The sequence below is a fragment of the Sulfurimonas sp. genome, assembly GCF_026988655.1.
In the GTDB taxonomy this organism is placed as follows: domain Bacteria; phylum Campylobacterota; class Campylobacteria; order Campylobacterales; family Sulfurimonadaceae; genus Sulfurimonas.
This window is the reverse complement of sequence record NZ_JALSKT010000048.1, coordinates 1-12391: the sequence shown is the minus strand read 5'-3', so window position 1 is coordinate 12391 and position 12391 is coordinate 1. Positions and strand designations below refer to the sequence as shown.

15 protein-coding genes are annotated in these 12391 nt (G+C 34.4%); 4 read left to right on the top strand and 11 right to left on the bottom strand.

Features of this window, described 5'->3' with window-relative positions; all coding sequences use genetic code 11:
- Positions 1-28: 28 nt before the first annotated feature.
- The 6 genes from def to glmM form a co-directional block, all read right to left on the bottom strand.
- The gene (gene def / locus MV052_RS04920; RefSeq protein ID WP_297441541.1) at positions 29-553 is read right to left on the bottom strand and encodes a peptide deformylase; all 525 of its coding nucleotides are present in this window, start codon (positions 551-553) and stop codon (positions 29-31) included.
- 13 nt (positions 554-566) lie between these two features.
- On the bottom strand, positions 567-1625 hold the full coding sequence (locus tag MV052_RS04915; RefSeq protein WP_297441539.1) for a GGDEF domain-containing protein: 1059 nt from the start codon (positions 1623-1625) through the stop codon (positions 567-569).
- A gap of 9 nt (positions 1626-1634) precedes the next feature.
- On the bottom strand, positions 1635-2225 hold the full coding sequence (gene clpP / locus MV052_RS04910) for an ATP-dependent Clp endopeptidase proteolytic subunit ClpP (RefSeq protein ID WP_297441537.1): 591 nt from the start codon (positions 2223-2225) through the stop codon (positions 1635-1637).
- 3 nt (positions 2226-2228) lie between these two features.
- Complete coding sequence (tig, locus tag MV052_RS04905; RefSeq protein ID WP_297441535.1) at positions 2229-3527, bottom strand: trigger factor; 1299 nt, start codon at positions 3525-3527, stop codon at positions 2229-2231.
- A 79-nt stretch (positions 3528-3606) separates the two neighbouring features.
- Positions 3607-4077 (bottom strand): signal peptidase II, encoded by a 471-nt coding sequence (gene lspA / locus MV052_RS04900; RefSeq protein WP_297441534.1) that lies wholly within the window; start codon positions 4075-4077, stop codon positions 3607-3609.
- The gene (glmM, locus tag MV052_RS04895; RefSeq protein WP_297441532.1) at positions 4070-5410 is read right to left on the bottom strand and encodes a phosphoglucosamine mutase; all 1341 of its coding nucleotides are present in this window, start codon (positions 5408-5410) and stop codon (positions 4070-4072) included. The genes lspA and glmM overlap by 8 nt, the downstream gene beginning before the upstream one ends.
- Before the next feature lie 142 nt (positions 5411-5552).
- Between glmM and rpsT the strand changes: the two genes are divergently transcribed.
- Positions 5553-5813, top strand: a complete 261-nt coding sequence (rpsT, locus tag MV052_RS04890; RefSeq protein ID WP_297441530.1) for a 30S ribosomal protein S20 — start codon at positions 5553-5555, stop codon at positions 5811-5813.
- A 14-nt stretch (positions 5814-5827) separates the two neighbouring features.
- Positions 5828-6895, top strand: coding sequence for a peptide chain release factor 1 (gene prfA, locus MV052_RS04885; RefSeq protein ID WP_297441528.1), 1068 nt, complete (start codon positions 5828-5830; stop codon positions 6893-6895).
- Here the strand turns inward: prfA and dapF are convergent.
- Genes dapF through MV052_RS04870 form a run of 3 tightly spaced genes read right to left on the bottom strand, consistent with a single transcriptional unit; the run spans position 6892 to position 8816 of the window.
- Positions 6892-7662, bottom strand: a complete 771-nt coding sequence (gene dapF, locus MV052_RS04880; RefSeq protein ID WP_297441526.1) for a diaminopimelate epimerase — start codon at positions 7660-7662, stop codon at positions 6892-6894. The two genes, prfA and dapF, sit on opposite strands and share 4 nt — an antisense overlap.
- A gap of 9 nt (positions 7663-7671) precedes the next feature.
- A complete protein-coding gene (coaE, locus tag MV052_RS04875) occupies positions 7672-8268 on the bottom strand; it encodes a dephospho-CoA kinase (protein WP_297441524.1) in 597 nt (198 codons plus the stop codon).
- The gene (locus MV052_RS04870) at positions 8268-8816 is read right to left on the bottom strand and encodes a spermidine synthase (protein ID WP_297441522.1); all 549 of its coding nucleotides are present in this window, start codon (positions 8814-8816) and stop codon (positions 8268-8270) included. Before MV052_RS04870 ends, coaE begins: the two co-directional genes overlap by 1 nt.
- A gap of 97 nt (positions 8817-8913) precedes the next feature.
- Here MV052_RS04870 and MV052_RS04865 point away from each other — a divergent pair, with 97 nt between their 5' ends.
- Both MV052_RS04865 and purM read left to right on the top strand, forming a co-directional pair.
- Entirely contained in the window at positions 8914-9108 is a 195-nt protein-coding gene (locus MV052_RS04865; protein WP_297441520.1) for a DUF2892 domain-containing protein, read from the top strand.
- A gap of 3 nt (positions 9109-9111) precedes the next feature.
- Positions 9112-10107: a phosphoribosylformylglycinamidine cyclo-ligase gene (gene purM / locus MV052_RS04860; RefSeq protein ID WP_297441518.1), complete on the top strand. Its 996-nt coding sequence runs from the start codon at positions 9112-9114 to the stop codon at positions 10105-10107.
- A gap of 112 nt (positions 10108-10219) precedes the next feature.
- On the opposite strand, the gene MV052_RS04855 is transcribed toward purM, so the two are convergent.
- Entirely contained in the window at positions 10220-10483 is a 264-nt protein-coding gene (locus tag MV052_RS04855) for a hypothetical protein (protein WP_297441516.1), read from the bottom strand.
- 182 nt (positions 10484-10665) lie between these two features.
- Positions 10666-11895, bottom strand: coding sequence for an outer membrane protein transport protein (locus MV052_RS04850; RefSeq protein WP_297441514.1), 1230 nt, complete (start codon positions 11893-11895; stop codon positions 10666-10668).
- Positions 11896-12391 lie beyond the last annotated feature (496 nt).

Here is a 12391-nt window from a genome sequence, read left to right as displayed (position 1 = left end):
TCAATTTAATTGAAACTATAATAGTTGATTATTTAGTTTTCTTCTTCTCTTTTTGCATTCTTTTATACTCTTTTTCAAACTTTTTACGTCTAGAATAAGAGAGTCTGTCAATAAATAAAATCCCTTCAAGATGGTCCATCTCATGCTGAATAGCAATCGCGAGTAAGCCATCAGCATCTAAAGTTTTTGTGTTGCCATGTCTATCTTGATAGTTAATAGTAACCGAGTCACTGCGTTTAACATCTTCATAAAACTTCGGAACACTTAAACATCCCTCTTGGTAGGTTGTCTCCCCCTCTTTACGTGTCAATACAGGGTTAATAATTTCTAAGAGATTCTCAGGATGTTGTTCACCCTCTTCATCAGGTAGGTTTAAAACCAATGCTCGAATAGGGTGATTCACTTGAATAGCTGCAAGCCCTATACCATTTGTTTCTATCATAAACGGATGCATAGCATCTAAAAGATTATGGAGCTTTTCATCAAAAACTTTTACATCCTGAGAAATTTGTCGTAATCTTTTATCTGGATATTCAACAATTGTTAACTTCATATTCTACTCTTTCTTATTTTGTTCGTAATGAAACTGCATAGTCTCTATTTTTTTCTTCATAAGCTTTTTCAATGCCTTCCATTGAGCTTACCACTATCTCTTCTACAGAATAGTTTTCTTCAATAGCCGTGATACCAATAGAGATTTGAAGCTGTATCTCTCGGTCTGCAAGAAAAAAGTTTGAATTTGAAACTAAATCACATAACCTTTCACTGGCTTTTTTCGCGCTTTTTATATCTGTATGTTTTAAAAGCATTGCAAAAACACCATTACCATAGTGCGCTACAACATCACTTCTTCTTGATGTTTTGAGTAGTAGTCTCGCAATCGTTCTTGTCATAAGCATAATAGCTTTTTCATTTTTGATACTTTTTTTAAGTTCACGAGAAAGCTCTATCATTATCAACGAACTTTTATGATTAAATTTACTAATTAATTCAATCTCTTGTTCAATTTTCGTTAATAGATAGCGTTTATTGTAAACTCCAAATTTATTATCAAATATAGTCTCATTTTCAACATTTTTTACAATTTTTGCAGTGTCATCATAAAAATTTTTCATTTGAGAGCTTTGAGATTTCAAAATAGAATTCAATTTTGAGACATCACCCTCTAGTACGCCAACGATGCTCATAGCTTCGCCAAGCTCTGGATTTTCACTTAGCTCTGCTTTTCTTCTTTCCAATATTTTCGTCATTAACGCCATATTTTTATAAAGATTTGCTGTTACATTGAGTATATTTTTTATCGAACTAAAACCCTGTTTTAAACTTTGTTCAAGACGAATAGTATTTTCAGCATCATTACTCTCTTCAAGTTCAAGCATTGAAAAAATCTGTTTTCTAAGGCTTTCACTTTTACCTTCTAAAAGTCTGTCAAAATAAAGGGAAAAATTATCAGGGGTAGGAGGAAGACTGTCTGCTATAAGAGCATCGAGTACTTCTTTTGCATAGAGTTCTACCTCGCTAGAAGGACTATTTGAATCAAGTGCTTTTATAACAGGTACACCTTTGGTTTTTTTTGGAGTATCATCAATATTTCTACGATTTCTACTTCGTGTTGCACCTGCCATATCTGCTCCTTATTCTTTATCTTTTTTTGCTAATACTTCATCAATCATACCGTAATCTTTTGCTTCTTTAGCACTCATAAAATTATCACGATCTGTATCTTTTTCTACAGTTTTAATACTTTGACCTGTATTTTTTGCCAATATGCCATTGAGCTCTTTTTTCATACGAAGAATCTCTTCTGCTTGAATTGCGATATCTGTTGCTTGACCTTGCGCACCACCTAAAGGCTGGTGAATCATGATTCTCGCATGTGGAAGCGCATAGCGTTTCCCTTTTTCACCACTTGAGAGTAAAAAAGCACCCATAGAAGCCGCTTGACCTATACAGATAGTCGCAACATGAGGACGAATATAATTCATAGTATCAAAGATAGCCATACCTGCAGTAACAACGCCACCAGGAGAGTTAATGTAAAAATAGATGTCTTTTTCTGGGTCTTCTGCTTCAAGAAATAAAAATTGTGCAACTATCGTAGAAGCAACTTGGTCATTCACCTCTCCACTTAACATAACAATTCTATCTTTTAAAAGACGAGAGTAGATATCATAAGAGCGTTCACCACGCCCTGATTTTTCTACTACATAAGGAATATAGCTCATAACTTACGCTTCAATCTTTTCGTTTAATAAAGTTGTTAAAACTCTATCTTCTACCATTGACATTTGTATCGCTGGAAGATAGCCTGCTTCTTTGTACTGCTCATAAGCTTTTTGTGGATCTTGACCCATTTGCATTGCTTCGTAGTAGATAGTTTGCATAACTTCTTGTTCTTCCACTTTGATGCCAAGATCTTGCGCTAAAGCATCAATGATAAAAGTTGCTTTTACACTTTTTATTGCATCATCACGGAATGTTTCGCGAAGTTCTTTAAGTTTATCTGCATTTTCACGAAGCTCTTTGATCTCATCTTCACTCATATCAGAAGCTTTTTTGTTTAATGCCATATCAATTTCTTGCTCTACAACAAATTCAGGAAGATCAAACTCGATTTTTTCTACTAAAGCTTCTAAAAGCTTTGGTTTTAAATCTTCATTGTAAAGTTTTGCAAGTTTTTCTTGAGCTATCGCTTTTTTTACTTCTTCTTTTAATTTCTCAAGTGTCGCATCTTCTTCACCTGGAAGGAGTTTCTTTGCAAGTTCATCATCAATAACAACATCATCTTTTACTTTAATGCCGTTTACTTTTACTTTAAACTCTGCATCTTTGCCAGCTAAAGCATCTGAACCATAACTTTGGGGGAAAGTAACATTGATAGTAACTTCTTCATCTCTTTTTACACCAACAAGTTGATCTTCAAATCCAGGGATAAACTGACCAGAACCTAAAAGAAGTTCAAAATCTTTTGCACTACCACCCTCAAAAGCATCTCCATCAACAAAACCTTCAAAATCAATAACAGCAGTATCACCCTCTTTCATTTTACGGTTACGTTTGATATCAACTAAAGGAGCTTGATTTTCAGCTATTTCTTTAATTCTTTTTTCAACTTCTTCATCAGTCACTTCTGGTTTTGTAAACTCAGGTACCAAAGATTTAACATTGTCTAAATCAATTTGTGGACGCATTGCAACTTTAATAGCTACTTCAATTTTGTCATCACTTTTGTCAAATTTAGAAATATTTGGCTCACCAATCAAAGACTCATTTGCAATTGCCAACTCATCTAAACCTTTTGCAAGCACTTCTCTTAATGCTTCTGCTTCTGCATCTTCAACAAGTTTTTCACCATATTGCTTTTTGATAATTGCAACAGGAACTTTTCCTTTACGGAAGCCTTGAACATTTGCAGTTTTAGAAAGTTGCTTAGCAATTTTTTCTATGTTAGCTTTTACCTCATCCATTGAGATTACAGCTTCTATTTCAGCATTTGCACCATTGATTTTGTTTGATTTGATTTCCATCAATTTCCTTTTATTTATGTTATATTCTATAGTATTGATACTATTATTTTGAGCAATAATACCAAAAAACTGCTTTTATCTAGCTTTTACAAAGCTGCGGTTTCAAGTTCAAAACAAGTATCCAAACCACAGCAAGATCTATCATTACATCTGCAAAATTAAAAACAGCGAAGTTAAAACCACAATGCCAATAGACCATATCAACAACACCCTCATGCACAAAGCGATCATAAATATTTGAAAATGCTCCTCCAAGGAGTATTCCTGCAGGCATCGCATAACAAAGTTTTCTCAAGAAAAAAACATATGCCATCACTCCCGTAACCAACACGAGTTGAATATACTTGAGATAGTCTGCTAAAAAAGCAAACATAGAAAAAGCAACGCCTTTATTGTAAACTAAAATTAAATCTATACAGTCTGTGTAATACCTAAAGCCTTCAACAAACAACGTCTTAATGTTTTGATCTACAATAAATACTCCCGCCATAGAGAAGAGTAAAATCGCACTCAAACGCAGTAAGATGTTACTATGACTTCTATTATGCATTTAAAGCCTTTTCGAAGAAATCTATGAGTTCTTCCATTGCATTGTTAAGCTTTTTATTGTCTTTGCCTTCAAGTAAAACTCTTAGTTTTTTTTCTGTTCCTGAGTAACGAACCAAATGACGAATATTATCGCTTTCAATCTCTAAAAGCTTTTGAGCAAGACCATCTATTTCATCCAAAGGTTTTTTTACTTTAACTTTAACATTTTTCAGTTTTTGTGGATAGAGTTTAAAAGGGCGTAAGACTTTTGAAGCTTTTTTATTTGTGCGTATCAGTAGTGCAAGGATCTGCAATGCACTTACAAGGCCATCACCTGTTTTTGCAAAATCACTTACTATGATATGCCCACTTTGTTCACCGCCAAAGTTAATACCCTGCTCTTTCATTACTTCTAGAACAAACTTGTCTCCAACATTAGAACGATAAAGCTCTAAACCATTATCGTTCACATAATCTTCAAGTCCTTGGTTACTCATTACAGTAGAAACAATGCCATTGCCCTTAAGCATACCTGTTTGGTGCATATAAACACCTAATGCACCTAAGAGGTGATCACCCTCAACTATCTCACCTTTTTCATCAACAACAACAAGCCTATCCGCATCACCATCAAGAGCGATACCTAAATCAGCACGGTATTTTAAAACATTTTCACTGAGTTCTTTAGGATGTAAAGCCCCACATCCTTCATTTATGTTATAGCCATCAGGAGTATTATGCAAAACGATTACATCAGCTCCAAGCTCTTCTAGTACAGTTGGTCCAACTTTATAGGCTGCACCATTTGCAGTGTCAAGTACAATTCTCATACCGTTGAGTGTCATATCCAATGGAAAAGAGTTTTTTAGCTGAACAATATAACGACCAATTACATCATCAATTCTTTTTGCCTTACCTATTTTTTTCCCTGTAACCTGTCCTGCTAAAATAGCTTCAGAATCATTTGCTATATCTTCAATTTGTTTTTCAATCTCTTGAGAAAGTTTATTTCCTAGTCCATCAAAAAATTTGATACCATTATCTTCAAAAGAGTTATGAGAAGCTGATATCATTATTCCCGCATCGCAACGCATATTTTCAGTAATAAAAGCAATAGCTGGAGTTGGCATAGGACCAATCTGAATTACATCATATCCTGTAGCTGTCAAACCTGCAACAATTGCATTTTCTATCATATAGCCACTTATACGCGTATCTTTTCCAACTAAAATTCTTTTATTCTTAGAATGCTCTTTAAAGTATATTCCAGCAGCCATTGCAACGCGCATAGCCAAACCCGCAGTTAAAAAAGATCCCGCTTCTCCCCTTACTCCATCTGTTCCAAATAATTTCATATTTTCATCCAATTTTAAATTGTTGTATTTTAACATAAATATATTAATTTAGCTCTATTTTAGATATTCACCTTGACTTTAACTTAATTTTAATTATTTTTAAGTTATTATTCCGCACTTAATTTCCAAAAAGGACAAAATAATGGCAAATCACAAGTCATCAATTAAGAGAATTCGCCAAACAATCGTTCGTACTGAACGTAATCGTTTCTACAGAACTCGTCTTAAAAACATTGTAAAAGCAGTTAGCACAGCAATCGAAGCTGGTAACAAAGAAGAAGCACAAGCAGCATTTAAAGTAGCTAACCAACAAATTCATAAATTTGTAAGCAAAGGTATCTTGAAAAAAGAGACTGCAGCTAGAAAAGTAAGTCGTCTACACAAATCTGTAAACGCAATATAATCAGAGCATAACATATGCTAGCAGATAAACTCACACCGTTTATCACGCGCTATAATGAACTTAGCGAATTGCTAAGTTCACCTGACATAACTTCTGACATCAAGCGGATGACAGACCTCTCCAAAGAACAATCAAATCTTTTACCAATCGTTGAAAAAGCAAAAGAGTATCAAGCTTTGATCGCAGATATTGCAGATACAAAAGAGATGCTTAGTGATGCTGAAATGGGCGAAATGGCAAAAGAAGAACTTAAAGAGCTAGAACCTAAAAAACCACTTATAGAAGAAGAGATTAAAATGCTTCTTTTACCAAAAGATCCAAATGATGATAGAAATATTATCGTAGAACTTCGTGCTGGTGCTGGTGGAGATGAAGCTGCTATTTTTGTTGGAGATTTATTTGATGCTTATACCCGTTATGCTGACCTTCGTGGTTGGAAAATCGAAATTATAAGCACATCGCCTTCTGATTCTGGTGGATACAAAGAAGTTACAGCCCTTATTAAAGGGGAACAGGTTTATAGTCGTTTGAAATACGAAGGCGGAACTCATAGAGTTCAGCGTGTTCCAGCAACAGAGTCCCAAGGGCGTGTTCACACATCAGCAATTACAGTAGCTGTTATGCCTGAAGTTGATGATGTTGAAGTAGTCATTGAAGATAAAGATTTAAAGATAGACGTTATGCGTTCATCTGGTTGTGGTGGCCAATCTGTAAATACTACCGATTCAGCAGTGAGAATTACTCACTTACCATCAGGTTTAGTCGTAACAAATCAAGATCAAAAATCACAACATAAAAATCGTGAAAAAGCAATGAAAGTACTCAAAGCGAGACTTTATGACTTAGAGATGCAAGAACAACAGTCTGAAAATGCAGCAGAACGTGCAGCACAAGTAGGAAGCGGAGATAGAAGTGGTCGTATTCGTACTTATAACTATCCTCAAAACCGTATAAGTGACCATAGAATAAATCTTACACTTTACCGTTTAAATGAGATTATGAGTGGGGGACTTTTAGATGAAATCGTAGAACCCCTCATCGCGGATCATCAAACTAAAATCGTTGAGGCAGCTGGACTTTAATTAGCCCAGTCTGTTTCAAAGGTTTTTTTCACTCTTCCCTTAAAAGTAATAGTCTCTCCATTGTACCCAAGAAATAAAGTATCTCCACTCGTTGGATAAACTTCAATATTATTTTTTACTTTTTCCTCCATAAATGCTCTATAAAAACAAGCTGACATCCCAGTGCCACAAGCAAGTGTTTCATCTTCAACACCGCGTTCATAAGTACGAACTCTTAAGTTTTCACCCTCTATCTGCATTATATTTACATTTGCATTATAGATGTAACGTAACTCTCTTGCCTCTTCAATATCAAACTCATTGATATTTTCACTGTAGCGGACAAGATGAGGAACACCAGTATCTATAAGCCACCAAATTTTTTCATTATAGATTATCTCTTTTTCAAGTATCTTCGGAGGAGTGAGGTCACTCTCAACCATTGCACTAGTAGGCGTGTTATCTTCCACCCTAGCCGCTATGATACCTGCCCCTGTTAAAAATTTCATCTTTTTTTCTGCTAAGGCATTATTATAGGCATAGTGAGTACAAGCTCTACTTCCATTCCCACACATATCTGCATGAGAGCCATCTGAGTTGTAAAATTGCCATTCAAAATCGTATCTATTTTCTTCTTTTTCATCTGTCAGAACAACAATCAGACCATCAGCCCCAACACCATCTTGACGATGACACAACTCTTTTGCAAGCTCGGAGCGTTCTTTTTTTATATTGGAGTGAAAAATAACGAAGTCATTTCCATTCGCACTATATTTTGCAACTTTCACTTTGTTCTCCTATTTCTTATAGATTTTCTTTATTTTAGAAACAAACTCTTCTACCTCATTTTGTAGATGTTTTAAGTTTTTAGAATTATCAATAACCCAAGTTGCCCGCTCTTTTTTTTCATCAATAGGAAGCTGTGAAGCAATCCTTTTCATTGACTCTTCTTTTGAGTAGCCATTTCTTTTCATAAAACGCTCAAGTTGCAACTCTTTTGGAGTATACACTACTACACTCTCTTTTATATTGTAGTTATTATTTTCAAAAAAAAGCGGAATATCTATCAGATAAGGAAATTTAAATTTGTCTTGTTGCTCGCTTCGATTTTGTATTTCTATTTTGATTTTTGGATGGAGGTACTCTTCTAATGTTTTTTTTGCTTGTTCATTTGAAAAGATATATTCACCAAGCTTACTTCTATTTACTTTCGCTCCGTTAAGGTACTCTGAGCCAAAAGTTTCTTTAACCCATTTGGAGGATGTATCAAGGATCTCATGAGAAATTGTATCTGCATCTATCACTCGCATGCCATTAAGACCTAAAAGTGAAGCTACAGTACTCTTACCAGTAGCTATACTACCAGTAAGTGCAATAGCATACTCAAACGCCATTAGTTTTTAATAATGCCCAAGTATTCTTTTCTTACGTTGTTCCCCATTGCAAACGCAGCAGGATGAACATCAGAGTTATAAAACTCTAAACCATCAAGTAAGTCTGCACGTTGGAGTATAATATCCGCTGTAGGATGGTAAACTTTAGACGCTAAAAGTGCTGTCGAAGAGTCTCCTAAATTATAAGGCATAACAACTGTTGCATATTTGCCTAATATTTGCATGATTTTTTTATTTTCATCAGCTTCATCAAGACTTGGATTTTTTGTTACAACAAGTCCATCTTCTTTTAAAACACGATTGATATGTGCTAAAACAGCTGCATCATTTTCTAATTCTGAAATGACTACATCAAAAGCATCATCTGCCACTTCACGTAGTAAATTCATATCTGCAGAAATAACTTCACAGCTAATATCATCCATATATTTGCTAACTTCAGCAACAAAGCCAGCTGCGTTTGAGCTAATAATAAGCACATTTTTAGGCTCTTTATGTGTACAAAGTGGTACATGAACCATCATCTCGTTATAAATAAATTCTTTCATTTGTATAATTCCTATATATTAATTGAAAGTGATTTTAGCATATTAGGATTAATTTTACTTAATAAAGATATAATTACAAAAAGTTTAAAGGTATGGAATGGATTTTAATAAAATTAAAAAAACATGTAGGGTAGTTCGCATAGTTGTTGGGCTTGCTCTTATTGCTGTTGGTGTTGTTACTGGTATCTACTGGTTTTATCTTGGGGTACTCCCTCTCGTTGCTGGTATTGCTAATTTTTGTCCACTTTGTATTTTGTCAAAAAAATGTGATTTACCACAGGATACGGAGTAAAGTATGAGTCAAATTAGCTATAAAGATGCTGGTGTTGATATAGACGCAGGAAATAGTTTTGTAGAAAATATCAAACCCTTAGTAAAAGCTACAAAGGTCCCTGGTGTTCTAGGTGGTATCGGTTCATTTGCTGGTGCATTTGAACTTCCAAAAGGTTTTAATGAACCTGTAATGCTCGCTGCAACTGATGGTGTTGGTACAAAATTAAAACTTGCCATTGATAGTGGGATTCATAACACTGTAGGCATCGACCTTGTAGCAATGTGTGTAAATGATCTCATCTGTAACTTTGGAACGCCTAGCTTCTTTTTAGACTACTATGCAACAGGTAAGCTAGATGTTAATGTTGCTACAAATGTAGTAGCTGGAATTGCTGAGGGATGTAAACGCAGTGAATGTGCACTTATCGGTGGTGAAACTGCTGAAATGCCAGGAATGTATAGTGAGGATGACTATGATTTAGCTGGTTTTGCGGTTGGTGTTGCTGAAAAGTCTGAAATGGACAGAGTAAGTCTTGTTCGTGCTGGACATAAACTTATAGCACTTCCAAGTTCTGGTCTACATTCAAATGGTTTCTCGCTTGCAAGAAAAGTACTTTTTGAAAAAATGAAACTCAACTTTAATGATGATTTTCATGGCAAACCATTAATTGACGTCCTGCTAGAGCCAACAAATATTTATGTAAAAACCTTTAAAGAACTCAAAGATGAGATTGTCGCTATGGCACACATCACTGGTGGCGGAATAGTTGAAAACCTCCCTCGAGTACTTCCTGAAAACTTAATGGCAGAAGTTAAAAAAGATGCTATCCAAGTTCTCCCTATTTTTGAACTTATGAGCGAACATGTTGATAGAGATGAAATGTTTAGAGCATTTAATATGGGTGTTGGTATGATACTTGTAGTTGATGAGAAAAATGTTCAAACAGTTCTTGATAAAACTGATGGTTATCTTATCGGCGAGATTAAAGAAGGTAAGCGCGAAGCTAAGATAATATAAGGCGTATTAAGCATAAAATGATATGAAGCTAACTCTTCAAGCTTCATCTAATCTTTTTATGCTCTGAGTTCACTAAAAAGACGAAGCACAACTGCATTTAAGCGTCCATATTTTAAAGCTTGAGCCTTAAGTGCTGCGTTTGTAAAGATGATAGTCGTACCCTGGACACAGGAGAATACTTAGCAAGAACCTCAAAGCTAGCACTTGTAAGTTTTTCTTTGACACTAGCAACACTCTCATATTCTCCTATAAGATATGCACTCACATATTTACCCTTATAAGGGTTACTGACACTCTTTGGAGCTTGGACAGTACCTGAGCAAGCTGTGAATAAAATCACAACAAAACTTATAATGATAAAATATATTTTATTCAAATCTTTTATTCTCCTAGATTAATTAATATGATGATTATTTATGGAAATAATATACTCATAAGTCTCAAAGATAGCTTCAAAGAGAAGGAAAAATTAAATTAGATATACACAAGGATTAAACGCAGTAATAAGATATATTACACTATCCTAAGATAGTGTAATTGAGATAGAGTTAGCTCTAATTAAAAATCGTAATTTAATTGAAAACTAACACCTTGTTGTGAGTGTTTCGTAGTAATATCTTGACCTACAAAGTTTTTATATGTATTTGTAACCTCAGGAGCATACGTATACGCTAAATCTACAGATGTTTGTTCACTTAAAGCATATGAACCACCAAGAGTGTAGTGAGATTCTACTATACCTGGGAATCCTAAAAGATTAAAGGTATTTAAAAGTCCTGCCATATCTGCACCACTTGGTAATGCACCCAATGAACCCAATTTTTGTTCACTTATTGGACTTTTTGCATAATTATAACCTGCACGTAATGCCCAAGTTTTAGCTTCATACTCATAACCTAGTGCGTAAACATTTTGATCTTCCCATTTAAAATCTTCATATCCTTTTGCATCAGACCATTTAATTTGCTTGTAATCAAGCGCAATAGTGCTACTACCATAAACATAACTAACACCTACTCCAATTTCAGCAGGAGTAGATAACTCTGTGTTTGTATATGGAACACCAAAACCACTCATAGCATTCACTAGTTGATCTTTATAATCCATATCTATCTGAGATTTATAAACAACACCAAGAGTAAAATCTGAAATTTCATAAGAAAGACCGAGGTTATAACCAAATTGTAAATCTTGAGCAACACCAGCACCATTTTGTACGGCATTACCAGCTCCATCATCACCAACATAATTAATATCTAAAGAACCATATTGTAAAAGAGGTGTAACAGCAACGCTAAACCCACTAATTGTATATGCTAAAGGCACACCAAATTGCATAAGTTGTAAATTAGTTACCATATTAAATTGTGTTCCACCTGCTTGAACTGCATCAGTATCACGATAATCAACACCCATACCAGCAGTACCAAACATACCAACACCAACATAAAAATTATCTGTGATTTTTGTAGCAATAGAAACTTCAGGTATAACACTTAGGTCTGCGGCACTAGTTTCAGTACTATCTCCACCACCAATATTATTAGTATTCTTAACATCTGGCATAAAAAAAGTACCACCGAACGATACTTCAGTACCTTCAACAGATGTAATAAGAGCAGGATTAGATAAACCAGATTCAGCACCATGAGTAACACCAATACTAGTTCCACCCATCGCACGAGATTTAGCACCTAAACCTATTAATGCAGACCCATTAGTTGCAAATGCAGAAGTTGTACTTAAAGCTAAAGCAGCTACAACTGCTAATTTAATCGTTTTTTTCATTTTCTCTCCTCAGAGTAATATCAAAATTTTGAGATAAACACATTATCTCGATTGCAAGTATTGTATGGCACATCAAATTAATTTAGTCTTAATTCAAAAGATACAACTATTACAAATATTTATATAATAAAAGAAAAAAGAAGTTATTATAAGCAAATAAAGAGATAGTTATTTGTACACTTGATATATAGAGGCAAATAGCTCTTATAAACCTATAATTATTCACTAATGCATAATAATAACTTAGATATATACAATCTAGCTATATGTGATAAAAATATAACAATGTGTAAAAAAGTAACATTATTATCACATAAATAGTAAAATATGAAGCAAATAGTAAAAGAAATAAAAAGAGAAGTAAGACCAAAGAAGAGTAAAAATAGAAAACAATACAATAATATAGAAAAGATTGATATAAAAAGAGTAGGTAAAAATAAAAAGGAGTGATTAAATAAAAAGAACTGATCAACTAGGCAGCGACCTACATTTCCAC